Origin of the sequence: Rhodococcus sp. BP-261, assembly GCF_019835205.1 — a bacterium.
GTDB lineage: Bacteria > Actinomycetota > Actinomycetes > Mycobacteriales > Mycobacteriaceae > Rhodococcoides > Rhodococcoides kyotonensis_B.
Genome location: NZ_JABUCO010000003.1, coordinates 198,567 through 224,125 on the forward strand (window position 1 = coordinate 198,567; position 25,559 = coordinate 224,125).

At 65.2% G+C, this 25,559-nt stretch carries 18 protein-coding genes (1 of these 18 only partly in view); 2 read left to right on the top strand and 16 right to left on the bottom strand.

Going from position 1 to position 25,559, the window contains the following annotated elements:
* The 4 genes from HQ354_RS04765 to HQ354_RS04780 all read right to left on the bottom strand — a co-directional run.
* On the bottom strand, window positions 1-5,464 hold the start of the coding sequence (locus HQ354_RS04765; RefSeq protein ID WP_222634261.1) for a non-ribosomal peptide synthase/polyketide synthase. Its footprint begins 24,701 nt before the window's first position; the window shows 5,464 of its 30,165 coding nt (coding positions 1-5,464); it begins with the start codon at window positions 5,462-5,464; its stop codon lies off the left edge, out of view.
* Window positions 5,465-5,883: 419 nt separating this feature from the next.
* On the bottom strand, window positions 5,884-6,321 hold the full coding sequence (locus tag HQ354_RS04770) for a PPOX class F420-dependent oxidoreductase (protein WP_068432343.1): 438 nt from the start codon (window positions 6,319-6,321) through the stop codon (window positions 5,884-5,886).
* 9 nt (window positions 6,322-6,330) lie between these two features.
* A complete protein-coding gene (locus HQ354_RS04775) occupies window positions 6,331-6,939 on the bottom strand; it encodes a TetR/AcrR family transcriptional regulator (RefSeq protein ID WP_114329757.1) in 609 nt (202 codons plus the stop codon).
* On the bottom strand, window positions 6,936-8,384 hold the full coding sequence (locus HQ354_RS04780) for an amidohydrolase (RefSeq protein WP_222634262.1): 1,449 nt from the start codon (window positions 8,382-8,384) through the stop codon (window positions 6,936-6,938). Before HQ354_RS04780 ends, HQ354_RS04775 begins: the two co-directional genes overlap by 4 nt.
* 41 nt (window positions 8,385-8,425) lie before the next feature.
* On the opposite strand from HQ354_RS04780, the gene HQ354_RS04785 reads away from it, so the two are divergent.
* A complete protein-coding gene (locus HQ354_RS04785) occupies window positions 8,426-8,854 on the top strand; it encodes a thioesterase family protein (RefSeq protein ID WP_068432354.1) in 429 nt (142 codons plus the stop codon).
* On the opposite strand, the gene HQ354_RS04790 is transcribed toward HQ354_RS04785, so the two are convergent.
* From HQ354_RS04790 to mftE, 12 genes are all read right to left on the bottom strand, one after another.
* The gene (locus HQ354_RS04790; protein WP_068432356.1) at window positions 8,851-10,782 is read right to left on the bottom strand and encodes an acetoacetate--CoA ligase; all 1,932 of its coding nucleotides are present in this window, start codon (window positions 10,780-10,782) and stop codon (window positions 8,851-8,853) included. The genes HQ354_RS04785 and HQ354_RS04790 overlap by 4 nt on opposite strands.
* 124 nt (window positions 10,783-10,906) lie before the next feature.
* The gene (locus tag HQ354_RS04795) at window positions 10,907-12,532 is read right to left on the bottom strand and encodes an AMP-binding protein (protein WP_068432359.1); all 1,626 of its coding nucleotides are present in this window, start codon (window positions 12,530-12,532) and stop codon (window positions 10,907-10,909) included.
* A gap of 49 nt (window positions 12,533-12,581) precedes the next feature.
* Window positions 12,582-13,358, bottom strand: a complete 777-nt coding sequence (eutC, locus tag HQ354_RS04800) for an ethanolamine ammonia-lyase subunit EutC (protein WP_068432362.1) — start codon at window positions 13,356-13,358, stop codon at window positions 12,582-12,584.
* A complete protein-coding gene (locus HQ354_RS04805) occupies window positions 13,355-14,767 on the bottom strand; it encodes an ethanolamine ammonia-lyase subunit EutB (RefSeq protein ID WP_222634263.1) in 1,413 nt (470 codons plus the stop codon). Before HQ354_RS04805 ends, eutC begins: the two co-directional genes overlap by 4 nt.
* A complete protein-coding gene (eat, locus tag HQ354_RS04810) occupies window positions 14,764-16,203 on the bottom strand; it encodes an ethanolamine permease (protein WP_068432368.1) in 1,440 nt (479 codons plus the stop codon). The genes HQ354_RS04805 and eat overlap by 4 nt, the downstream gene beginning before the upstream one ends.
* Window positions 16,204-16,293: 90 nt before the next feature.
* On the bottom strand, window positions 16,294-17,265 hold the full coding sequence (locus HQ354_RS04815) for a cation diffusion facilitator family transporter (protein WP_068432371.1): 972 nt from the start codon (window positions 17,263-17,265) through the stop codon (window positions 16,294-16,296).
* 117 nt (window positions 17,266-17,382) lie between these two features.
* The gene (locus HQ354_RS04820; RefSeq protein WP_222634264.1) at window positions 17,383-17,925 is read right to left on the bottom strand and encodes a DUF779 domain-containing protein; all 543 of its coding nucleotides are present in this window, start codon (window positions 17,923-17,925) and stop codon (window positions 17,383-17,385) included.
* Window positions 17,925-19,448: an aldehyde dehydrogenase gene (adh, locus tag HQ354_RS04825; RefSeq protein ID WP_068432382.1), complete on the bottom strand. Its 1,524-nt coding sequence runs from the start codon at window positions 19,446-19,448 to the stop codon at window positions 17,925-17,927. The genes HQ354_RS04820 and adh overlap by 1 nt, the downstream gene beginning before the upstream one ends.
* A 95-nt stretch (window positions 19,449-19,543) precedes the next feature.
* Window positions 19,544-20,839 carry a transcriptional regulator gene (locus tag HQ354_RS04830; RefSeq protein WP_068432387.1) on the bottom strand — a complete coding sequence of 432 codons (1,296 nt, stop codon included), beginning with the start codon at window positions 20,837-20,839 and terminating at the stop codon, window positions 19,544-19,546.
* A 137-nt stretch (window positions 20,840-20,976) separates the two neighbouring features.
* On the bottom strand, window positions 20,977-22,461 hold the full coding sequence (gene mftG, locus HQ354_RS04835; RefSeq protein WP_068432391.1) for a mycofactocin system GMC family oxidoreductase MftG: 1,485 nt from the start codon (window positions 22,459-22,461) through the stop codon (window positions 20,977-20,979).
* A complete protein-coding gene (gene mftF, locus HQ354_RS04840) occupies window positions 22,458-23,855 on the bottom strand; it encodes a mycofactocin biosynthesis glycosyltransferase MftF (protein ID WP_068432393.1) in 1,398 nt (465 codons plus the stop codon). Before mftF ends, mftG begins: the two co-directional genes overlap by 4 nt.
* Before the next feature lie 103 nt (window positions 23,856-23,958).
* Complete coding sequence (gene mftE, locus HQ354_RS04845) at window positions 23,959-24,648, bottom strand: mycofactocin biosynthesis peptidyl-dipeptidase MftE (protein ID WP_068432396.1); 690 nt, start codon at window positions 24,646-24,648, stop codon at window positions 23,959-23,961.
* 88 nt (window positions 24,649-24,736) lie between these two features.
* Between mftE and HQ354_RS04850 the strand changes: the two genes are divergently transcribed.
* Window positions 24,737-25,453, top strand: a complete 717-nt coding sequence (locus tag HQ354_RS04850; RefSeq protein ID WP_068432403.1) for a GntR family transcriptional regulator — start codon at window positions 24,737-24,739, stop codon at window positions 25,451-25,453.
* The last annotated feature ends 106 nt before the right edge of the window (window positions 25,454-25,559 follow it).

Sequence of the window (25,559 nt, forward strand, 5' to 3'; positions counted from 1 at the left end):
CGTACGCATTGAAGAACCGTCGTCCACGTGCCCACCTGGACACCAGATCCTGTGCAGACGCCTCACCGCCGACGGACAGCAGCTCGAGGCTGTCGAGACCGGACGGGTCCATCGAGCCGAGAACCGCGGGCGTGATGATCGCGTGCGTGACACCGGTGTCGGCGAACAACCGGTGCAGTTCGGGTCCACCGATCACCGACGGCGGCGCGACGACGAGTGTTGCACCGGCCGAAGCGGTCAACGCCCATTCGAGAACCGACGGGTCGAAGCTCGGCGAAATGACATGCAGGAAGCGCGATTCCGGTGTGACCCGATAGAGCTCACGCGACTGGTCGACGAGACCCGACAGGCCTCGATGCGTCACGGCCACACCCTTGGGCAGGCCCGTGGAACCCGACGTGTAGATCACGTAGGCCGGGTTGTCGAGGTGGAGCGGAGCGATCCGCTCGGCGTCGGTGACCGCTCCGTTCGTGTACTGCTCGACGCCACGCTCGAACGCGGGATCGTCGACGGCGCACCACTCGCACGTGTCGGGAAGTTCGTGTATGCGTTCGGACGACGTGATACCCACGGCCGCACCCGAATCGGTGAGCATGTGCCGGACACGGTCGACCGGATACTCGGGGTCGACCGGCACCCATGCTGCGCCCGTCTTCGCGACGGCCCACATCGACACGACCATCTCCATCGAGCGCGGAAACGCCAGTGCGACAATCGTTTCGGCGCCGATTCCACGATCGATGAGGTACCGAGCGTAGCGATCGGTGATGTCGTCGAGTTCACGGTAGGTCAGCTCGTCGCCCGACGCGTACACCGCGACGCCGTCGGGATTCGCGGCGACTCCCGCCTCGAGGAACTCGGGCAGTGTGCGGTGCGACGGAACCTCGCCGCCGTGCACGCTGGTGAGCGCGTCGAGTTCGTCGGCGGCCAGGATGTCCATGGCGCCCACGGGCACCGACGCGTCCGCGACGATCGCGTCGAGGATGCGCAGGAACCGATCGGCGAATCCCTCGATGGTCGCTGCGTCGAACAGGTCGGTGGCGTACTCGAAGACCGCTTCGATGCGATCGGGCCTACCGGATTCGTCCTGATGCTCGGTGAGCCACAGCTGCAGGTCGAACTTCGCGATCGGAACGTCGAGTTCCGATGCGGACGCGCGCAATCCGGCGAAGCCGATGTCGTTCTGGCGCGCGGCGTCGAGCGACAGAGCCACCTGGAACAGCGGGTGACGCGCCCGCGACCGGGCCGGGTTGAGGACCTCGACGAGACGCTCGAACGGAATGTCGGCGTGTGCGAAGGCCGACAGGTTGGTGTTGCGCACCTGGTCGAGCAGTTCGTCGAACGACGCATTCGGCTCGACGTGTGCGCGCAGCACGAGCGTGTTGACGAACATGCCGATGATGTCGTCGAGCTTCTCGTGCGCTCGGCCCGCGATCGGTGCTCCGATCGCGATGTCGGTCGTGCCGGACAGGCGTGACAACAGCACGGCGTACGCCGCTTGGACGACCATGAACAGTGACGCCTGATGCGTCCGAGCCACTTCCGCCAGGCCCTGATGGATGCGAGCGTCGACGACGAACCGGCTCTTCGCGCCGGCGTTCGTGGCCACCGCGGGCCGCGGCCGGTCCGACGGAAGATCGAGCTGATCGGGAAGCTCGTCGAGGGTGCGAACCCAGAACTCGATCTGCTGCGCCGACAGCGATGCGACATCGCTCTCCGACCCCAGCATCGCGCGCTGCCACAGTGCGTAATCCGCGTACTGGACCGGCAGCGGAGCCCACCCGGGAACGCGACCGTTGGTGCGCGCCTCGTAGGCGACCATGATGTCGCGCGCGAGGGGTGAGAACGACGAACCGTCGGCGGCGATGTGGTGAAGAACCATCGCGAGCACGAACGAGTCCTCGGCGAGCTGGAACAGCGCGATGCGGAACGGAACCTCGATCGAGACGTCGAAGCTCTCCCGTGCCAGATCGATCAGCTTCGACGTCAGCTCGGACTCGTCGACCCGCGTCGCGCTGAGACCGGTGAACGCGTCCTCGGTGCGCAGAACGACCTGCTGAGGCGAATCGTCGACGAGCGGATACACGGTTCGCAGCGTCTCGTGCCGCGTGACGACGTCGGCGAAGGCCGTGGACAACGCCTTCTCGTCGACCCGACCGGTCAACCGGACCATGAACGGCAGGTTGTACGCCGCGGTGTCCGGATCGAACCGGTTGAGGAACCACATACGCTGCTGCGCGAGCGACAGCGGTACGAGGTCGGGCCTCGGGCCGGCCACCAGCTCGGGACCGCTCGTGCCCTGCTCCATCGTCGACTCGGCCCGGGCAGCCAGAGCGCCCACCGTCGGCGCCTCGAACAGTTCGCGTACACCGATCCGAATGCCGAGTGCGGTGCCGACGCGTGTGACCAGTTGCGTTGCGATGAGCGAGTTTCCGCCGAGTTCGAAGAAGTCCTCGTCGAGACCGACACGGGTGGCCCCGAGCACGTCCTCGAACACGCCTGCGACGACGTATTCGACGTGGCTCTGCGGTGCGCGGTACTCCTTCGCGCTGGCGAACACGGGCTCGGGCAGAGCCTTGCGGTCGAGCTTGCCGCTCGTGTTGAGCGGCAACGACTCCAGAACCATGACGGACGCCGGAACCATGTACGACGGCAGTGCATGCGACGCGAATTCCGTTGCGTCGCTGGGGTCCACGTTTCGACCCGGCGCCGCGACGACGTAGGCGACCAGCTGGTCACCGGTTGCCGTCGGCACGACGAGCGTCACGGCCTGCGAGATGTCCTCGTGCGCGAGCAGCACGGTCTCGATCTCGCCGAGTTCGATGCGCTGACCGCGGAATTTGACCTGGAAGTCGGTGCGGCCGATGTAGTCGATGTTGCCGTCGGCGCGCCACTTCACGAGGTCGCCGGTGCGGTACATGCGAGAACCGTTCTCCGAGAACGGGTTCGCGACGAAACGATCGGAGCTCAGGTCCGGTCGGCCGACGTAGCCGCGCGCGAGCTGCACGCCCGCGAGGAAGAGCTCACCCGGCTCACCGATCGGAGTCGGACGCAGTGATGCGTCGAGAACATAGGCCTTGACGTTCCATTCGGGCACACCGATCGGAACCGTGCGTACGTCCTGAATTCCGCTTTCGTAGTACGTCACCGACACCGCGGCCTCGGTGGGTCCGTACAGGTTGTGCAGGCCCGCCGGGCTCAGTTCACGGAACGCCGCGGCGGTCTCGGCAGGCAGAGCCTCACCGATCACGAAGACGTGGCGCAGCGATCCGCAGGTGCCGATCGGCGCGTTCGCGACGAACACCGTCAGCATCGACGGTACGAAGTCGGTGATCGTGACGCCGTGTTCGGCGATCTTGTCGGCGACGTAGATCGGGTCGCGGTGGCCGTCGGGGGTCGCGAGCACCATCGACGCGCCCACCTGCAGCGGCAGGAAGAATCCCCACAGCGAGACGTCGAACGTCGTCGCCGTCTTCTGCAGGTACACGTCCGACGGCTCGAGACCGTACTCGGAACGCATCCACTGCAATTGGTTGTCGATGGCCTCGTGCGTGACGGCCACGCCCTTGGGACGACCCGTCGAACCCGACGTGTAGATGACGTAGGCGACGTTGTCGAGCCGCACCGGGCCGAGGCGGTCCGCGTCGGTGACTCGGGTGGCGTCGAGCGCGTCGTAGTCCAGGCGGTCGACCTCGAGCACGTCGATACCCGCCGGGAGGTCCACCTCGTCGTACGACGTGACCAGTACGCACAGCGGATTCGCCGACTCGAGGATGTATGCGGTGCGCTCGGCCGGGTGGTCCGGATCGATCGGAACCCATGCGCCGCCGGCCTCCACGATGGCGTACATCGCGACGACGAGGTCGAGCGACCGTCGAATCGACAGTCCGACAAGGGTTTCCGGACCGACGCCCATCTCGACGAGCCGGCGCGCCACTGCGCTGACGCGCGCACCGAGTTGGCCGTACGTGAGCGACGACTGCTCGTAGATCAGCGCGGTGGCGTCAGGATCCGTGTCGACGCGAGCATGGAAGTCCGACAGCAGGGTTCGTTGCTCGACCGGGTGGTCGGATGCATTGAAGGCGTCGACGACGAGCGCCTTCTCGGCTCCCGTGGTGACGTCGAGGTCCCACACGCGGCTCGATGGATCCGACGCGACGAAGCGGTCGAGGAACTCGACGAACCGTTCGTGGTTACGCGCGGACTCCTCGGCCGAATACAGGTTCGGGTTCGACTCGAAGTCGATGTGCGTCGTCTGTCCACCGACGCTCTGGTACAGGTTGAGGCCGAAGTCCTCGATCAGGCCGGTGGACAGAATGTTGATGCCGCCCACCATCGACCCGAGGCGCACCTCGGTGAAGAACAGCATGATGTTGACCCACGGGCCGAAGAACGACGCCTGGCCGCTCGCCCCGCCTGCGTCGCGCCGAATGTCCTCGTGGCGGTAACGCTGGTGACGAAGCGCTCCGGACACCTCGGTTGTGACCTTGGTCAAGAGCTCTTCGACAGAGGTGTCCCGCGCCACCGTCAAGCGCAGCGGTACGACGTTGGACACCATGCCGCCGGAGCGGCGGAGGACCGCTGTGGTGCGCGCGGTGACCGGAAGGCTCAGTACGACGTCCTCGCGGCCGGTCATGTGGGCGAGGTAGCTGGCGAACGCCGCGATGACGACGGTGGCCATCGTGGATTCGGTCGCCGCCGTCAGTTCCTCGAAGCGGGTGACCGTGTTGTCGCCGAGCGCCGCGGTGTCGATCTGGCTGATCGCAGCCGGAGGCGCTGTGCGACCGGCGATGCTGGTTGCCTCCTCGATGCCCGCGATGCGATCGGCCCAGTACCGGCGGTCGGTCTCGAAGCGAGAGGAGTCCCGGTACGCGGCGTCGATCTCGTAGACCTTCTTCAGGTCCGACGACTGATTGGGTTTCGGTTCGACCTTCTCGACCTCGGCCGTGTAGAGCTCGGCGACGCGGTTCATGAACGTGACCGAGCCGAACCCGTCGAGCACGACGTGGTGGACACGGTTGAACCAGAAGTAGCGGTCGGTGTCCAGGTGCAGGACCGTCGCCGCGATCAGACGGTCGTGCAGGATGTCGATCGGCGCGCTGTAGTCGGCCCGCATCCACTCGTGGGCGGCGCGCTCCGGATCGTCCTCCTCGCGGAGGTCGACGTAACCCAGCGGCGCGTCGAGGGTCGGGTCGACGAACTGACGGGGTTCGGTGTCGACCTCGACGATGCGGATGTAGCCGGACTGCATCTCGAGGGCAGCCGCAGCGGACGAGCGACGAAGAAGGTCTAGATCGAGGTCACCGCGAAGCTCGACGTACTGGGCGATGTTGGCCGGTACGGAGGGATCGACATGTTGCGCGAACCACATTCCGAGCTGTGCCGGAGAAAGAGGGAACGACGAGTGTGCCCCGAGCCCTTCGGATTCGCCATCGGTCGATCCTCCCAAACCTAGCGGGTTCAATCGAATCCTCTCTTCCCACTTTCACACGCCCCCAGCGAGAAGTCGGACGCACCGACTTTCCTTCTGGGCACCGAACACATCGATCTCGAAACAATGAAACTACGCATCTTGAACACAAACTGGCACCAGCACGGAGCCGATCGAAGTTACCCCTCGGTACATCTCTCGGCCAAGCCTTCACCGTTACACAGGACCGAGGACTTTGCCCACCTTCGCTGGGTACGACACTCGGCATCCGGCCATGCCGGGCCAGCGGTTCGTGACACGTCACTAAAACGATGGTTCAGAATCCACATCCTTCGCTGAGCACCGGACCAATCTACAGGGCACACTCCCCCGTCATCCAAAACCGACGGGCTGTGGAAGTGGCACAGGTCATCGTGTTCCCGGACACGACGGAATCGAACCTCGCGGAACGCTCACGCGGTGACATTCAACGCGGCGGTGACCTTCGTTGCGCGGATCCGCACGACGAGTTCACCCGGGACTCCGTTGCGCCTACCGAACTCTTCGGCGCGGTCCCGGCCCATGTAGCGACCGCCGATAGCCGTTGCCGAGGCGAGCAGATCCTGCGGGTCCTCGGAGGTCTCGGCGACACCCTGGATCTGCACGAACCCGTACGGCGGCTCCTCGAGGTCGACAGTCAACACGACACGTGGGTCCCTGGCGATGGCCTTTCCTTTGGCCGTTCCACTGCCGGTGTTGAACACGACCACATCGTCGTCGACCACGAACCAGACGGGAGCCACCAGGGGCCTACCGTCGGGCGCCACCCAGCCGAGCTTGCCGGTTCTGGTGCCCGTCTCGAGGAACTCGCGGACCTCCGGGGTCAGAGAACGGTCTGGTGGTGAGTCCATGGCGTGAGGCTACCGCCCACCACCGACAATTCGCCGTGCGATGTTCAGGTAGACCTCGGTCAGTTCGAGAGCCGAGAGCGGGCCGCCGGGCCGATACCAGCCCGCGACGCCGACACACATCGTCGTCACCGCTCGCGACGCGTCGGCCGGATGGTCGGCGTCGAACTCTCCGGACTCGATGCCTGCCAGCACGATGCCGTCGAGTTGCCGCTGCTGCTCGTCACGAAGCTGCACGTAGTGCGCCCGGTTCTCCGGATCGAGGCTCCTGATCTCGGTCGACCCGATGAACGCCTGGTCGCTCCGATACATGTGGAACAACAACAGCGACTCGACGACGGCGTCGAACCGCGCCGACGGTGACGAGCCCGCCTCGGCGTCGGCCTGCTTCGACCGCGCGAGGAGTTCGTCCATCGCGGCCGTCATCAGCCCGACGAGCAACGCCTGTTTCGACGGGTAGTGGTGATAGAGCCCCGGCACGGACAACCCGGCGCGGCCGGCGATCTGCCGAACCGACGTTCCGTGATAACCCTGCTCGACGAACGCGCCGAGCGCGGCCGCGAGCGGTGCGGACAGCGTCGACCCCTCGTAGATGCGCCAGCTTCCCGGTGTAGTGGTCACAGCGACCTTCCGTCGAACGTGCAGACGCCGCCGCGGACCGTCGCCACGATCGGGACGGCACGCAGGTCTCGGTTACCGAGGGAAGCCGGGTGCTCGGCCAGGAGCACCAGATCGGCGGATGCTCCGACCTCCACCGATGCGCGTCCACCCGATGCCGCTGCCAACGCCGCGTCGAGCGGAAGTGCCTCATGGGGTTGCCACGGCGCACGCTCGTCGTCGGTACGCCACACCGCGTCGGCGACCGCATCGAGCGGAGACGGCGGGCTGACGGGGGCGTCGGATCCGAAGACGACGTGTGCGCCCGACTTGTGCAACGACAGATAGGGGTAGGCGATCGATTCACGGCCGCTCCAGAGTTCGTCGGCGACCTCGCGATCGCTCATCGCATGCTGCGGTTGAACCGAAGCGGTCACGCCGTTCGCCGCGAATCGCGCGATGTCGGTGGGCATCACCTGCTGCGCATGTTCGATGCGGCCACCGCACCCGACCGCGACGAACGCGTCGAGCGCCAGTGTGTTCGCTCGATCACCGATCGCATGGATCGCGGGCACGATCCCTCCACTCGCGGCCCGACGCATCAGCGTGACGAGATCCTCGGGCGTCTCCAACAGCAGTCCCGACCCCTCGCCGCCCGGGTAGGGATCGTGACAGCACGCCGTTCTGGTGTTGAGCGAACCGTCGAACATGACCTTGAGCGGACCGAGTGCGATCCCGTCGGCAACAGGGTCGCCGGTGTGCGCGCCGAGGGTCAGTTCGTGCCCCAGCCATTCGGCCCACACCGCGAACTGAACGTCGACTGCGGGGCGGGCGATCTCACTGCGCCGCGACCAGACGGTCCTGTTGTCGGCGTACTCGAAATCGGTGACGGCGGTGATGCCGCGCCTGGCCAGTTCGTCCGTGGCCGCCAGGGCCACACGATCGCTGTCGTCCGTGTCGACCAAGCGCTCGAGGGCGTTCAGCCCCTCCATGCAGTCGATGTCGCGCAGCACACCCGTCGGATGGTCGATGTGCAACTCCGCCAACAGGGCCGGGCTCAGCCACAGCGTGTGCAGGTCCATGCTGGTGATCGCGGCACGGCGACCGGGCAGCGCGTTCTGCAGCACGTGTTTGTGCGGCTCGTCGGGCCACAGCGCGTCGCGGAATCCCTGCGCGCGGAGAATGGACGTGCCGTGACGCTCGTTGGAGCGGGCGAGAATGTCCACCAGATCGACGGCGGAGTCGGCGCCGGAGACGTCGATGCGCGTCAGCGACGCCGCCCACTGTGTCAGATGCACATGACTGTCGACGAACGACGGAACCAGTGCTGCGCCGCCGCCGTCGAACACATCGCCTTCGATCGGACGCGACGACGCGACAGTCGCGGTCACCTCGGCGACGCGGCCGTCGACCGTCTGGACGTCGACGGCCGGCCCGCCCGGCGCGAGGACGACATTTCTGATCAGCACACCCGGACTCTAGAACACCGAAGTCATGAGAACGTGTAGCGGTGACCGACGACAACGAGATCGGCTATCACGCGCGGGTCACCGTGCGCTGGTCCGACATGGACGCCTTCCACCACATCAACCACGCGCGCATGGTGACTCTGCTGGAGGAAGCGCGCATCGAGTGGCTCCTGAGTGCAGGTGAGGCCAACGAGAGTCTGATCAAGAGCGCGTTGATCGCGAACGTGAACATCTCGTACAAGAAGCCGCTGCGGCATTCGGACAGCCCGCTCGACATCACGTTGTGGTTCGAGAGGGTGCGGTCGGTCGACTTCACGATCGGCTACGAGGTCCGCGCCGCGGGCGCACCTGTGGGTTCGCCGCCTGCCGTCGTCGCGACCACTCAGATGGCGATGGTCGACGTCGGCTCGGAGTCGCTGCGCCGGATCACCGCAGACGAGAAGGCATACCTCGCACGGTGGACCCGCTAGCGCTTGTCCCGGCCTTGCTCGACGTACCAATCCACGAGATCCGGTGCGTCGACGGCGGTTCGGTCCAGAGTTCGCGACGCGTCGCCGCCCTGGAACAGACGCTTGATCGGCACCTCGAGCTTCTTACCGGTCCTGGTGTGCGGGACGCCGGGCGCGGCGATGATCTCGTCGGGCACGTGCCTCGGTGACGCGTGCTCACGAATTGCCGTGTTGATGCGCGCCCGCAGCGCGTCGTCCAGCTCGGTTCCGTCGGTGAGTACGACGAACAACGGCATCCAGTACCCACCGTCGCCTCGTTCGACCCCGAGCACGAGTGATTCGACGATCTCGGGCAGCTCTTCGACGGCTTGGTAGATATCGGCGCTACCCATCCGAATGCCGTTGCGGTTCAGCGTCGAATCCGAACGACCGTGCACGACGACGCTGCCGTACGCGGTCAGTGTGATCCAGTCGCCGTGTCGCCACACCCCTGGGTACGCGTCGAAATACGCTTCGCGGTAACGCGATCCGTCGTCGTTCCAGAATCGCACGGGCATCGACGGCATGGGCTCGGTGACGACCAACTCGCCGACCTCGTCGGTCACCGGGCGGCCGTCGACGTCGAAGGCCTTCAGCGCGACGCCGAGGAACGGCGCCGAGAGCTCGCCCGGCCACACCGGCACGGTACGGACCCCACCCGCGAACGCCGACACCACGTCGGTGCCACCGGAAATCGAGAACACCGGCACGTCGCGACCGACGTTGTCGGACAACCACAGTGACGACGACGCGGGCATCGCAGACCCCGTGATGCCTATCGCGCGCAATGCGGACAGATCGTGATCGCGCGACGGGCGCGATTCTGCCTTGATGCAGGACAGAACGTAGCCAGGACTGGTGCCCAGGAATGTCACCTTCTCCCGAGCAGTGATCGCCCACAGCGCATCGGGCGCCGGGTATGCAGGGCTGCCGTCGGCGCACACGATCGTTGCGCCGACGAGCAGTCCTGCCACCTGGAAGTTCCACATCATCCAACTCGGGCTCGTGTACCAGAAGAACGTGTCATCCGATCCGATGTCCGATTGCAGCGCAACAGCTTTGAGGTGTTCGAGCAACACTCCCCCGTGCCCGTGGACGATTCCCTTCGGCAGACCCGTCGTCCCCGACGAGAACACGACCCACAGTGGATGATCGAACGCGACCGGCACCGATACCCACTCACCCTCGCCGGCCGACGCGTCCTCCCACGAGAGGGAGCCGTCGACCGCGTCGCCGACTCGAATCACGGTGTCGACCGTCGTCAATCCGTCTCGGAGAACCGCGACATCGCCGCGCTTGTCGTGGTACTTACCGCCGTAGGAGTAGCCGTCGGCGGCGATCAGCACCTTCGGATCCAGCTGCCCCAGCCTGTCGAGGGCCGCCGACGCGGAATAGTCCTGCCCGCACGCCGACCACACCGCGCCGACACTCGCGCTTGCGAGGAATGCGACGACGGCCTCGGGAATGTTGGGTAGGTACCCCACGACCCGATCCCCGGGCTCGACGCCTGCCTCACGCAGCGTCCGAGCGAGCGCGGCCGTCTGCCGGGCGAGTTCTCGCCACGACAGCTCGGCGCGGAGGCCGTCCTCCCGTGCATGGACGATCGCCGTACGGTCACTGTCGGAGTGCCGTCGTACCTGGTCGACGTAGTTCAGCTGCACACCTGGAAACCACTGCGCTCCGGGCATACTCGAATTTCCGAGCACCTCGGTCGGCTCGGTGTCCGACTGGATGTCGAAGTAGTCCCACACCGTGCGCCAGAACTGCTCGACGTTCTGCGTCGACCACTCCCAGAGTTCGCGATAGTCGGCGGTGTCGACCCCGTGACGCTCCGAGACGACGCGCTGGAAGTCGGTGATCCGTGCGTTCTCGATGTCCTCCGACGACGGCGTCCACTGCGGTTCGGTCATGCGCCCAGTATCCCTCGAGCAAATCCGGCCCGGCCCGCAAATCTTCACGCCGAATCGAGATTCTCAGCCGATGCATCGACGGAGGATCCCGATTCGCCGTGAGAATCTCGAGTCGGCGGAAATCTCAGCTCAGCAAATCCAGCGACCTCTCCCGCATCTCGACCTTTCGGACCTTCCCGGTGACGGTCATCGGGAATTCGTCGACGACGTGGACGTACCGCGGAATTTTGTAGTGCGCGAGCTTCCCCTCACTGAAGGCTCGAATCCCCGAGGCGTCCAACGGTTCCGCACCCTCGCGCATCCGAATCCACACCATGAGTTCTTCGCCGTACTTGGCGTCGGGAACCCCGATCACCTGGGCGTCGAGGATATCGGGGTGGGTGTACAGGAACTCTTCGATCTCCCTGGGGTATATGTTCTCCCCGCCGCGAATCACCATGTCCTTGATGCGGCCGGTGATCGATACGTAGCCGTCCGAATCCATGATTCCGATGTCGCCGGTGTGCATCCATCCGGCCGCGTCGATCGCCTCGGCGGTCTTCTCCGGCTGCTCCCAGTAGCCGAGCATCACCGAGTAACCGCGGGTGCACAGCTCCCCTGCCTCGCCGCGTGGCACGGTCAGCCCGTCGACGGGATCGACGATCTTGACCTCGAGGTGCGGTCCGACGGCTCCGACCGTCGACACGCGCTGGTCGATGGTGTCGTCGCTGCGGGTCTGCAAGGACACCGGTGACGTCTCGGTCATGCCGTAGCAGATCGACACCTCGGCCATGCCCATTCGTTCGATGACCTGCTTCATGACTTCGGTCGGGCACGGCGAGCCCGCCATGATGCCCGTCCGCAGCGACGACAGATCGTACGAATCGAACTCGGGCAGAGCGAGTTCGGCGATGAACATCGTCGGTACCCCGTACAGCGACGTGCATTTCTCCTGAGCGACGGCCTTCAACGCCGCTGCCGGATCGAACGCCTGGCCCGGAATGACCATGGCCGCACCGTGACTCGTACACGCAAGATTGCCCATCACCATCCCGAAGCAGTGGTAGAACGGCACGGGAATGCACACGCGATCGACCTCGGTGTAGTGGCACAGTTCGCCGACGAAGAATCCGTTGTTCAAGATGTTGTGGTGACTGAGCGTCGCACCCTTCGGGAAACCCGTTGTGCCCGACGTGTACTGGATGTTGATCGGATCGTCGGCGCTCAACAGCTTCTGCGCATCGGCCACGAGCGACGGGTTCTCCGCGAGCGCCTTGTGCCCGCGATCGGTCATCAATTCCCACGGGAAACTGCCGACGAAGACGGCCTCGCGTAGATCGGGGCAGTCCGTCCGCGCTTTCTCGATCATCGCCGCGTAGTCCGCGCCCTTGAATTCGGGCGCAGACAGCAGAAGCGACACCCCTGCCTGCTTCAGTACGAACTGCAGTTCGTGCGTCCGGTAGGCCGGGTTGATGTTGACGAGAATCGCACCGATCTTGGCGGTTGCATACTGCGCGAGCACCCATTCGGGGCAGTTCGGTGCCCATATCCCGACCCGGTCGCCCTTCACGACGCCTTTGACCAGCAGGCCGGCGGCCAAGATCTCGACGTCGGCCAGGAACTCGGAGTACGTCCACCTCCGGTTCGTGGCGACGTCCACGAGAGCGTCGCGGCCGGCGTGGCGGGCAGCGGTTCGATCGAGGTCGGCACCGATGGTGTCGCCCAGCATCGGTATGGACGACACCCCGGAGGAGTAGCTGAGAGTTTCCATTTCACCCACGATAGTGACGCCCGTCACTACCTACCACCCCCGAACGGGGCTACTCCGAGATCACCTTCACGCCAGAGTTCTCGAGCGCGTCGGCCCTGGATGTGTCCTTCAGCGCGACACCCGACCTACCCAACTTTCGGGCGCCCGCGATCAAGCTCGCGACGATCTTCGCGGACTGCTCGTAGCCGAGGCCTTCCGGTGGGTGGATGTTCGAGATGCAGTTGCGATCGGCGTCCGACTTGCCCGGGGCAGGCAGATGCGTCAGATAGATTCCGAGACTGTCGGCGACGGACAGCCCTGGCCTCTCCCCGATCAACACGAGCACCGTCCGCACCCCCATCGCCTCGGCGATGTGGTCGCCCAGCGCGACGCGCGCCTCGGTTGCAATGACCGGCGGCGCAATCGAATACACGTCGGACAGTTCGCTCACGAGGGCACGAAGCATCTGCGTACCGTGATCCATCAGCGCGCGCGGAGACAAGCCGTCGCTCAGAACGACACCCACGTCGAATTCGCCTGCCGAGATCGCGCTCAGATCCTTCGGCTGCCGCCCGAGATCCGGCCGTCGCAGATATTCGGCCCTGGACTCCGCACGCGACGTCACGGCGACAGGCTTTCCGACGCCGACCGCCTCGACCTCGGCCGCGAACGCCTCCACGTCCAACGGCATGTGGACCGCGTCGCGCGCCGCAGCGTGCGCCGACCTGAACTCGAGCACTCGTGACGTCGGAAGCGCATCGCCGGTGCGCCCCAGTCCGATTCGGGCCTGTGTGGTCAGCCGCAAGTCGTCCCAGAATTCGTCGTCCCGCCGTTCGACACCGCTCATCGCGAGCTCGTCAATGCTCGGAGCGGCGACCCGGCTGCATCGATGTCCAGGAGCCGACCTGTTCCGTCGACCATGCCCAACCGGTCGAGCCACGCAGCGAACTCGGGAGCAGGCTTCAGCCCCAACACCTGTCGCACATAGAGCACATCGTGGAAGCTCAGGCTTTGGTAGCCGAGCATGACGTCGTCGGCACCCGGCACTGCGATGACGAACGCGACTCCGGCTGCACCCAACAGCGTCAGCAAGGAGTCCATGTCGTCCTGATCGGCTTCGGCGTGGTTGGTGTAGCAGACGTCGACGCCCATCGGCAGTCCGAGTAGCTTGCCGCAGAAGTGATCTTCGAGCCCAGCGCGAACGATCTGCTTTCCGTCGTACAGGTATTCGGGACCGATGAACCCGACGACGGTGTTGACCAGGAGCGGCGAGAGATCGCGACAGACGGCGTACGCGCGCGCCTCCAGCGTCTGTTGATCGACAGGTCTGCCGTCCATGCCCACGTGAGCACCCGCGCTCAGCGCCGAACCCTGCCCGGTCTCCAAGTACATGACATTGTTTCCGACGGTTCCGCGGTGCAACGAGCGTCCTGCCTCGTTGGCCTCCCGCAGCAGCGAGACATGCACGCCGAAACCGGAATTGGCGCCCTCGGTGCCTGCGACGGACTGGAACACCAGATCGACGGGTGCGCCCTTCTCGATCAGTTCCATCGTCGTCGTCACGTGGGACAGCACGCAGGACTGTGTCGGAATCTCGAAGCGCTGACGGATCTCGTCGAGCAAGTGCAGCAGGTCCGACGTCGCGTGCGGCGAGTCGGTCGCGGGGTTGATTCCGATGACGGCGTCACCGGATCCGAGCAACAGCCCATCGAGCGTCGCTGCGGCAATGCCTTTCGGATCGTCCGTCGGGTGGTTGGGCTGCAGCCGCGTCGCCAGTGTTCCCGACAAGCCGACCGTCGTACGAAATGCAGACGTGACCTCCGTCGCCCTGGCGACGGCGATCAGATCCTGATTGCGCATGATCTTGCTGACGGCCGCAACCATTTCCGGCGTCAGCCCCGATGCGATCGATTTCAGAACTCGCACCGAGTCCTCCCGCGCGGCCGCGTCGAGCAACCAGTCTCGAAGACCGCCCACGGTGAGATGCGAGATCGTCCCGAATGCGACGCGGTCGTGCGAGTCGATGATGAGCCGGGTGACTTCGTCCGTCTCGTACGGGACGAGGAGGTCGTGCAGGAAGGTATCGAGCGAGACATCCGCCAGCGCCCATTGCGCCGCGGCACGCTCGGCGTCGGACTGTGCCGAGCATCCGGCGAGTTCGTCCCCGGATCGCTGCGGAGTGGCCTTGGCCATCAAGTCGACGAGGCCGTCGAACTGGTAGGTCGTTCCGGATACCTGATGCCTGTAGGTGGTCATTCGAGCTCGGCTTCGGCCCGGGCAAGGGCGGCGAATTCCTCGTCGGGAGAGTTCGCGACGAGATGGTGCCTGCTGTAGATGCCGAAGTAGAGCATGAACGCGGCGAACACGCCGAGGCACCAGAGCGCGGCCGTGCTGTCGACGAGGAACGTCGCGACGACGGCCAGTGCAGCGACGACGAGCGCGAAGCCGGTGGTGACGACGCCACCGGGCGTCCTGTACGGACGCTCCATGGCCGGCTCCTTACGACGCAGCACGATGTGGCTGATCATCATCAGAACGTAACTCAGCGCGGCCCCGAACACTGCCATGTTGAGCAACATCGCACCCTGGCCGGTGAGCGAGAGCAGGAAGCCGATGACGCCGGGCACGATCAGCGCGAGCGTCGGAGCCTTTCGAGAGTTGGTGACCGACAACGTCTTCGGAAGGTAGCCGGCTCGCGACAGTGCGAACAGCTGACGGGAGTACGCGTACATGATCGAGAAGAAGCTGGCGATCAGACCGGCGAGCCCGATGTAGTTGACGACCTTGGCGGCCGAGTTGTCACCGAGCGCCTCGACGAGCGGATTGCCCGAGGACTGCATCGCCTCGGCCCCGCCTGCGCCGGTCACCAGGAACAACACGCCGGCCCCGGTCACGAGGAGCACCCCCATGGCCGCGATGATGCCGCGCGGCACGTTTTTCGACGGGTCCTTGGCTTCTTCGGCGGCGAGTGGAACACCCTCGATGGCGAGGAAGAACCAGATCGCGAACGGCACCGCCGCCCAGATGCCCAGGTAGCCGAACGGGAGGAAGCTCGACGCCCCTGCGGCATCCGTCGGCGCGATGTCGGTGAGGTTCGACGCGTCGAACTGTCCCAGTGCCGACACGGCGAACACCACGAGACCGACGAGTGCGATCGCGGTAATGACGAACATGATCTTGAGCGCTTCGCCCGCACCAGCCAGATGGATGCCGATGAAGATCGCGTACACCGCCAGGTACACCCACCATCCGTCGGTGATACCGAAGAGTCCGAGCGACTCCACGTAGGCGCCGATGAAGGTGGCGATGGCCGCGGGCGCGATTGCGTACTCGATGAGAATGGCTGTGCCCGTTGCGAATCCGCCCCACGGGCCGAGCGCGCGGCGGGCGAAGGTGTAACCGCCACCTGCCGCGGGAAGCGCCGACGACATCTCCGCCATGCCCAGCACCATCGCCAGATACATCCCGGCGATCAGGATTCCGGCGATCAGCAGACCACCGAACCCGCCCTGTTCGAGCCCGAAATTCCAGCCCGAATAGTCACCGGAGACGACGTAGCTGACGCCGAGCCCTGCGAGAAGAATCCAGCCCGCGGTGCCCTTCTTCAACTGCCGTTTGGCGAGGTAGTCCCCGCCTTCGACGTGGGACTCGGTCCCGTCGTGGTGAGCGCCTGCCGGTTCGGCGACGGACATGGGTGGCCTTCTTTCATCGAATGCGCTTCTCGCTGCAGCGAAGATAGGCCGACGCTGTAAGCGGGGCGTCATCAACAGATGACGGCTGTATTACGTGCGGTGCGAGACGGTTCCGGTGTCGCCCTCGTCCGGATCGGACACGGTGAACACCGCGTCGACGACGGCTACGTTGGACTCGAGACGGCTCTCCAATCGACGGAGCACATGGGCGATCGAGGATTCGACGGCGTCACCGACAAGGTCGACGCTGGCAACGACGAAAATCTGTTTCGGACCGACGAATTCGATGCGGACGAAACGAACCGACGCCACCTCGGGGAACTTCTCGATGCCACTCACCACCGCGTCCCATAATGCGCCGGGCCCGGGTTCTCCGGTGAGGAATCGACGATTTCGATCGATGAGAACGATCGCGACGACGCCGAGGAGCACACCGACGGCGATCGACCCGAGCGCGTCCCACACGGCGGAGCCGGTGAGCTGATGCAGTCCGATACCTGCTGCAGCGATGACCAGACCGATCAGCGCGGCGGCATCTTCGGCGAACACCGCACGCAGTGTGGGGTCGGACGTCTCCAGCGCGTAGTCGAGGAAGTCCGTCTCGTACGCGTTCGCTTCCCCGCGAATCTGCTTGACGGACTGCAGGAACGAGATTCCTTCGAGGACGAACGCGACTGCGAGCACCACGTAGTTGATCGTGTAGTTCTCGGCGGACGACTCGCCGCCGAGGAGGGAGGTGATTCCGTGCCACACCGACACCGCCGAGCCCGCCACGAACAGCCCGATGGCGGCGAGCAGTGACCAGACGTACGCTTCGCGGCCGTAGCCGAGGGGCCGACGGCGGTCGGGACCGCGGGACCCGCGCTTGTTCGCGACGAGCAGGAATATCTCGTTGCCGGTGTCGGCCCACGAGTGAGCCGCTTCGGCAACCATCGATGCCGACCCGGTCACGACGGCCGCAACGGATTTGGCGACGGCGACGCCGAGGTTGGCACAAAATGCGACGACGACCGTACGGAGGCTCTCGCCACCGGGAGCGTCCGAAGGTGTGGAACTTTTCACCGGATCGACTCTAGGCCCCTTCGGCGCACGTGCGTGGGAATGTACAGCGCTGCCGGGTCGTTCCGCAGGCTCCACTCCCGCCGGGTATACATTTCCCCGCACGTGCAGCGAAGCTGCCTAACCCTGCAACATCCCTGGCACCGGACAGGCGTCCACTGCCTCGGCGACGACGATGACGTCGTCCGGCACAGGCGGCCTACGCCCCTCTTCCCAATCGACTCCGACGAACGGAGTCTCGTCCTTCAGCACGTCCCACTCGTCCTGCGTGAACGCGCGGCCGCGACTCAGGAACCGAAGCCCCTCCGGAGTTTCCAGCGAGAACCCCGAACCACGACCCGGGACGACGTCGAGCACCATCTGAGTGTGCTTCCAGGCTTCGAACTGCGAACCCGAAATCCACACCGGTACCGCGTCGCCGCCCTCGGGAAGGTCGGTCGGGATGTCGCCGACGTTCAGACGAAGGTCCAACAGCCCCAGCAGGACGTCCCGGTCGCCGACGATGAATTCGTCTGCGGGATAACACATCGGCGACGACCCGTCGCAGCATCCACCGCTCTGATGCATCATCAGTGCGCCGTGGTTACCGCCGAGGCGACGGAGAAGCTCCATCGCCCCGGCGGTTGCTCTGAGCCGGGCCGGGGGCCGGCTTGTGGCAGGCATCAGAAGAAGCCCTGAGCCTTCTGGGCGTAGCTGACCAAGAGGTTCTTCGTCTGCTGGTAGTGGTCGAGCATCATCTTGTGGTTCTCACGTCCGATGCCGGACTGCTTGTAACCACCGAAGGCCGCGTGTGCCGGGTACTGGTGGTACGTGTTCGTCCAGACGCGGCCGGCCTTGATGTCGCGGCCCGCGCGGTATGCGACGCCACCGTCGCGCGACCAGACACCTGCACCGAGACCGTAGAGGGTGTCGTTGGCGATCGAGATGGCGTCGTCGTAGTCCTTGAAGGACGTGACGGAGACGACCGGTCCGAAGATCTCTTCCTGGAAGATGCGCATGTCGTTCTTGCCGGTGAAGATCGTCGGCTGCACGTAGTAGCCGCCGTTCAGGTCACCGCCGAGCTGTGCGCGTTCGCCGCCGGTGACGACCTGCGCGCCTTCGCCCTTGCCGATCTCGATGTACGACAGAATCTTCTCGAGCTGATCGTTCGACGCCTGCGCACCGATCATCGTCTCGGTGTCGAGCGGATTGCCCTGTCGCACAGCCTTCGTGCGGATCGCAGCCAGTGCGAGGAACTCGTCGTAGATGTCGGCCTGGATGAGCGAGCGCGACGGGCACGTGCACACCTCGCCCTGGTTCAGCGCGAACATCGTGAAGCCCTCGAGAGCCTTGTCCTGGTAGTCGTCGTCGGACGACAGGACGTCGGAGAAGAAGACGTTGGGGCTCTTGCCACCGAGTTCGAGGGTGACCGGGATCAGGTTCTGCGACGCGTACTGCATGATGAGGCGTCCCGTGGTCGTCTCACCGGTGAACGCGATCTTGGCGATGCGCGGGCTCGACGCGAGCGGCTTGCCCGCTTCGGTGCCGAATCCGTTGACCACGTTGACGACTCCGGCAGGAAGAAGGTCACCGATGATCGAGATGAGATGGAGAATCGACGCCGGGGTCTGCTCGGCAGGCTTCAGCACGACGGCGTTGCCTGCCGCCAGTGCGGGAGCGAGCTTCCAGACGGCCATCAGGATCGGAAAGTTCCACGGAATGATCTGTCCGACGACGCCGAGCGGCTCGTGGAAGTGGTAGGCGACGGTGTCGTCGTCGATCTCCGACAGCGAACCTTCCTGCGCGCGAATGCATCCGGCGAAGTAGCGGAAGTGGTCGATCGCCAGCGGAATGTCGGCGTTGAGGGTTTCACGGATCGGCTTGCCGTTGTCCCAGGACTCCGCGAGTGCGATGGACTCGAGGTTCTCGGCCATGCGGTCGGCGATCTTGTTGAGGAGCACTGCGCGCTCGGCGGCGGAGGTCTTGCCCCAGGCGGGTGCTGCGGCGTGCGCGGCGTCGAGCGCGAGCTCGATATCCTCGGACGTGGAGCGGGCTACCTCGCAGAAGTTCTCACCGGTGACGGGAGTCGGGTTCTCGAAGTACTGGCCCTTGACGGGCGGGACCCACTCGCCGCCGATCCAGTTGTCGTAGCGCGGCTGGAAGGACATGACTGAATCTGCGGTACCTGGGCGGGCATAGACGGACATCTAGTGACTCCTTCGTCGTTCATCAACTGATGTGATTCAGAACACTAGAGTCTGCAACGTTGCAACTACGTTGCTGCACTGCGTGCAGAAAGAAACTACATGCCGAGCTGGCGATCCAGATGGTCGATACGTGCGCTGACCTGGCCGTACAACGCGGAATCGGCACTCAGCGTTGCCCGGTAGGCCTCCCACGCGACGAGGTCGCTCCTGCCGTGGATCGACGACGTCCATTGCGCCAGCAACATCGGGTCGCCGACGCGCAGTAGTGCAGCCTGGACCCGCGATCGCAGCTCGTCGCGAATCTCCTCGATCCCGGGCGACACCGATCCGGGCAGCACCGGGCCGGCATAGATACGCAACGCTGCTTCCACGTCGCCGCGATCGAGCGCCCGACGAACGTCGTCGACGTCGGACGTCAGCGCACCCACCAGTCGGTAGGGGCGCGACGCCAGGCCGGAGGAGCCGAACGTCTTGCGCAGACGCGACATCTCGGCCCTGATGGTCACCGAGTCGAGTTCCTGCTCGTCGAGCAGCACTGCGAGATGGTCTGAGCTGAGTCCTTCGGGATGATCAGCCAACAGCAGCAGAATCTCGGCGTGACGCTGCGACAATGCGGTGCGACCGCTTCCCCGGACCAGTCCCGGCCTGCCCGAACCCAGCACTTCGAGGCGAGGAGCTGTCTCGCCCAACGACTTCGGCGAGTTCATCAGATGCACGCGGAGCTCGGACTCGGCTGCGGCGACGGTCGCACGAATCAACGAGAGAACCTCGGGGACTGCGACGCGCGGTCCTCCGGTGATGTCGATGGCGCCGAGGATGTGCCCGCTCGTCGGGTGGTGCACGGGAGCGGCCGAACAACTCCAGTCGTGCACGGTACGAGTGAAGTGCTCGGCGGCAAAGATCTGCACACAATGGTCGACGGCGAGCGCGGTTCCCGGCGCGTTGGTGCCCTTGCTTTCCTCGCTCCAATCCGCCCCTTCGGCGAAATTCATCATCTGAGCACGGTCTTTCGCGGACGTGTCCCCTTCGACCCACAGGAGGCGGCCCTCCGCGTCGGAGATCGCCACGAGCAGACCGGTATCGGCGGCATCCTCGACGAGAAGTTTGCGAATGACGGGCCGAATGATCGACATGGGGTGACCGTTGCGATACCGCTCCAACTCGACACCCGTCAGCACCGGGGCCTCGTCGCGACCGTTGGGGTCGACTCCCTTGGTACGACTCCGCATCCAGGAATCGAGGACGACGGATCGGACGGAATCCCCTGCAGGCCACTCGTGCTCGACGAAGGACCGATGAGCGGTCGACATCTTGCGAGCCAGGACATCGACGTCGTCACCGGGGCGAACTGCTACCCACGGGTTGCCCTGTCCTGCCACTCTTCCTGTCATCTACGTAGTCCCTCTTCAGACGCGTTCACACCACTGTAACGCAGCTCACACACGCAGGTACAGCCGCACACCCCCGAGTGAGGTGCGGCGCTACGGTCACTGCTGCCGACCGTAGCCGATAATCGACGGACGCTCGTTCAGCCCAGGTCGTCGGCGATGTCGCGCGCTGCGCGTTCGGCCAGCATGATCACGGTCGCGTGCGGACCACGCGTGGGCACGACCGGGAACGACGACGTATCGACGACGTCGAGACCGTAGACACCTCGGACACGGCATCGGTCGTCGAGTACCGCGTCCGGGCCGCCCATCGCGCAACTTCCCGACAGGTGCAGAGCCGTGCCGAGTCGGCCGAGCAACCTGTCGCCGGCTACCTCGAGCTTCGTTGCGACAGCGGTCATCGGCGCCGTCGACAACAACGCGTCGACGACGTCGAGACCTGCGTGCAGCGCCGCACGGTCCGCCGCCGAGTCCAGATACCGATAGCGCACGAACGGCGAGTCCAGCGGATCGGCCGAGCGCAGCGTGATGTCCCCGCGACTGTCGGCCCGCATCAATCCGATTCCGATCATGGGATCCACCGGGCCGATGCCCGCGATCATGTATCCGAACGACGCTGTGTACGGCCGGATTTCGAGGTCGCCGACGTGCAGAACCACCTCGATCGGTGACGAGGGTCGAAAGGGTACCGAACTACGGTAGTAGACACCGATTTCGGGATGATCGGAAAAACCTCGACCCACTCGGGGATGGTCGAGACGAACGTCGATTCCGCAGTGCCGCAACGACTCCGCCGGTCCGACTCCGGACAACATCAACAACTGCGGTGTGCGCACCGCACCTGCGCACAGGACGACGCGGCTCGCTCGCATGTCGGTTGTCACGCCGCGACGGAGGATACGAACTCCGCATGCTGCGTCGCCGTCGAACAGTATCTTCAGAACGGTCGATTCCGTGAGAACCTCGAGATTGGGACGACTCAGACGCGGAATCAGATAGGTCGCAGCAGCATTCATGCGCATTCCGCGAAAGACGTTGAGCGGAACCGGCCCTGTTCCTCCAACCGGGCTTGGATCGTTCTTGTCCGGGTCGGCCGGGAACCCGAGCGACTCGCTCGCGTCGACGAACGCGGCAGTGACGCCACTCCACTCCTTCGGCGCTGTTCTCCACACCGGGATGGGCCCGCTGCTGCCGTGGCGGTCACTCGCGTAATCGTGATCGGTCTCCGACGCCGTGAAGTACGGCAGTACGTTCTCGTACGACCATCTGGACGGCCAGTGCAGAAAGTCGTCCGGCCGGGCCCGGATGAAGTACGCGCCGTTCACGGCCCCCGATCCACCGAGCACTCGGCCGCGCGAGATCTCACGCTCGACGCCGGGAGCGAGCTCTGCCGGGTAGGACGACGTCCACGGACTGCCAGGTCCGACCGGCAGAACATGGGCGTCGGCGATGTCCGGTGGGTAGTCCTGGACGCGGGAGACGCCCTGCCCGGCCTCGACGACGACAACCCTGCAGTCCGGGTTCTCACTGAGCCGAGACGCCACCACCGAACCGGACGAGCCGCCACCGACGACGATCACATCCGCGTCGACGACGTCCGATCGGCCGACGGCGGGACCGCTCACGAATCCATACGAGGCGTCAACGCGCCGAAGCTCCGAGATTCGACGGCACCTCGCCAGAGTCCAGCACCGTACGCGACGTCGTCCATGCGCTTGAAGAACGCGTAACGGATCGGGTCGAGTCCGCCGAGCTCACGGTGCTTGTACCAATCGGCGACGGCTTCTGCCACCGCCAGCCCGAGCGCGATCTTGCGAATTCGACTGGACAGCAACACCGCCAGCAGAGTGATCGGCCAATAATGTCGGCACAGCGCCGATGCGAGTTGCCACAGGCCGGCGACGAAACCTTCGGTCGCGAGGATGGCCGCGATGCGAGTCGGCTGGTCGAGTCCGACGAACATCTTGCGCAAGCGTCCGATGGTGACGGCCAGCGTGGCGAGTGCACCGATCACCCCGATCTTGGTCAGGCTCGCCGCCAGCAGGCACGCGACGAGCGTCCACGGGGACATCGCGATCGGAGGCACCATGCCGGGATGACGGTCGGCGAGTGGGCTGGCACCGGTGCCGTAGAACAGCTTGCGTCCGAACCAGCGGCCGAACGTCACCCGGTGGTCGTGCGCCACGTTGGCGACGGGCTCGTACCGCAGGCGCCACCCGGCCTCCTGCAGTCGCCAGCACAGATCGACGTCCTCGGCGACGTGCATCGACTCGTCGAAGCCGTTGCATTCCTCGACGACGCGGCGGCGAATCAACATCGCTGCGCTCGGCACGTAGGAAACCGAGCTACCCGCCTGCACCGCTGCCTCCCGACGCCCCAGATCCAGGGACGACCGGGCGTGTTCGTACCGGGCGAGCGCGTTGCCCTCCGGTTCGAGTGCCACGATGCGCGGCGCGACCAGAGCGACCGCCGGATCGGAGAAGTGCCCGAGCATCACCTCGAGCCAGCCCTTGCGCGGAACGACGTCGGAATCGAGGAACGCGACGAAATCGGTTGTGGCGCTGCGTAACCCCGTGTTACGCGCCGCTGCCGGCCCGCGTGAGGTCTCGTGCCGCAGAACCGTGACCCCGCCGACGCTCCACTCCATCGCGGGAGGCTTCACCGGCACGTCCGATCCGTCGTCGACGACGATGACGTTCAGGCCGTGCAGCGCAGGCAGCAATCGTCCGAGGCCGGCTGCGTTGTTCTTCAGCGGCACCACGACGGTGACATCGCGGGGCGACGGGATCGACATCGGCCGCGGATTCGCCACGCCCGAATCGAGCAGCTTCCGCGCGACGAGAGCGGACTGTGAATCGGTGACCTCGAGGAAACCGTCGCCGATCATCGCGGCGGCCGTGGGCGCCAACTTCAGCATGCGTGTGGGGGATCCCCCGATCAGAACGCGACCGTCCGAGTATGTACGTACGCGCGGATCGACGCGCACCCCGAAACCATCAGGCAACCGACCTTGACCCATTTGGTGATCGTAAGCGGACACGGGACGAAAGTGTCATCCACGGCCCGAAAAAGTCACTAACATACCGTGCGCCTGTTTTCGTCCTGGGCTTTCGGCCGTTTCACTACACCAACATCCCCGTAGCCGACGGCATCCAGCGCGCCGTCGCCGCCGTCGCACGACGAACCATGTCGTCCAGGATGGACGCCCCCTCCTCCGCCGTGGCGCGACGCGGATCGCCGAGCACACCGTTCTCCGACACCGCGCGCGTTCCGCCCTCCCGTAGCCGCGGAAGCAGGTCGGGGAGGGCTTCGACGTTTCCGACCTCGACGCGTTCCATGTCGACGACCTCGGGTGAAAGATGCAGCAGCAGCGAGGTTTCGGTGTGTCCGGCATGGGCGTCGGCGCCGGGGACGGCACACGGCACCCAGGCGACGTCGCGTCCCTCGTACCGCAGCAGAGTGGTGGCGTCGACCAAGGTGGGGACGTTGCCACCGTGTCCGTTGACGAACAGCACGCGGGGCGCCCACCGACACGCCGACCTCCCGTACTCGACGAGCAGAGTCCGCAGCGCGTCGGCGCCGATCGACACCGTGCCCGGGAAACCCTCGTGCTCGCCGCTGGCGCCGTAGCCGATGGCGGGTGCCAGGGACGCGTCGGGCAACCGGGAGGCGACGGCGACGGCGATGCGCGTGTCGGTGTCCAGCGGCAGGTGCGGCCCGTGCTGTTCGAACGCCCCCACCGGAACGACGACCGTCGACACGCCACCGACGTGCTGCCACCCCACGTCGGCCAGTGGTGTCGGGTGCGTCATTCGCCCGATGCTAGTGCAGCGCACTTTTCACATGAACGAAACATCGACCGGTTAGCGTTCTCACCCGAGGATCTTCGAAGGGAGCGACGTGCCACCTCGTCGAAGATCCGTGCTTCTCGATCGATTGAACATCTCTGCCCCCGGAAGCCGGCAACACGCAATTCTCGACGAGCTGCGACGCGTCATTCTTTCCGGCGACGCACCGCCCACGACCCCGATTCCATTGAACGACGTCGCGGATATGTTCGGCGTCAGTCCCATTCCTGTTCGGGAGTCGCTCAAAACACTGATCGGTGAAGGATTGGTGGATCACCGGCCCAATCTCGGATACACCGTCGCGCAATTGACGTCCGCGGAATTATGCGAAATGTACATCGTGCGGGAAGTCCTGGAAAGCGCCGCGCTCGCGACTGCTGTCGAGTTGGCCACCGACGACGACCGTGAGCGCGCGATCATCGCGAACAAGGTTCTGGAACAGGCGATCACAGCTGACGACCCACGCGAGTACCACCGTCGGAGTCGTGAATTCCACATGGCGCTGACGCGGCCGTCACGCATGAAAAGACTTCTCCACATGCTCGAAGCGGCCTGGAACATCACCGAGCCTGTTCAGCCGATGGTGCACGTCGCCGGTTCGGATCGCGTGACACTGCATTCCGATCATCGACAGATGCTCGATGCATTTCTCGGCCGCGACGCAGCTGCTCTGTCGACTATCGCGCAATATCATCACGGACGTTTGAACACGGTCATTTCTTCCATTCCCGCGGACACCGGTCTGCTCGCAGATCCCACCACGGATTGAGCGGCCCGAAAGATATATTCCTGCCGTCACGCGGACGCAACACGTGCTCGCTACCTTTTGTCGCAGGTTCGCTCCATCGTCGTGGTCGAGCCTTCGCCATGCATTT

Coding starts and splice junctions, on each gene's coding strand:
- HQ354_RS04795 (WP_068432359.1), bottom strand. CDS start 12,532: ATGGAAACTCTCAGCTACTCCTCCGGGGTGTCGTCCATACCGATGCTG.
- mftF (WP_068432393.1), bottom strand. CDS start 23,855: ATGGGTCAAGGTCGGTTGCCTGATGGTTTCGGGGTGCGCGTCGATCCG.
- HQ354_RS04770 (WP_068432343.1), bottom strand. CDS start 6,321: ATGGACTCACCACCAGACCGTTCTCTGACCCCGGAGGTCCGCGAGTTC.
- mftE (WP_068432396.1), bottom strand. CDS start 24,648: ATGACGCACCCGACACCACTGGCCGACGTGGGGTGGCAGCACGTCGGT.
- HQ354_RS04830 (WP_068432387.1), bottom strand. CDS start 20,839: ATGACAGGAAGAGTGGCAGGACAGGGCAACCCGTGGGTAGCAGTTCGC.
- adh (WP_068432382.1), bottom strand. CDS start 19,448: ATGTCCGTCTATGCCCGCCCAGGTACCGCAGATTCAGTCATGTCCTTC.
- eat (WP_068432368.1), bottom strand. CDS start 16,203: ATGTCCGTCGCCGAACCGGCAGGCGCTCACCACGACGGGACCGAGTCC.
- HQ354_RS04820 (WP_222634264.1), bottom strand. CDS start 17,925: ATGCCTGCCACAAGCCGGCCCCCGGCCCGGCTCAGAGCAACCGCCGGG.
- HQ354_RS04805 (WP_222634263.1), bottom strand. CDS start 14,767: ATGACCACCTACAGGCATCAGGTATCCGGAACGACCTACCAGTTCGAC.
- HQ354_RS04790 (WP_068432356.1), bottom strand. CDS start 10,782: ATGACCGAACCGCAGTGGACGCCGTCGTCGGAGGACATCGAGAACGCA.
- eutC (WP_068432362.1), bottom strand. CDS start 13,358: ATGAGCGGTGTCGAACGGCGGGACGACGAATTCTGGGACGACTTGCGG.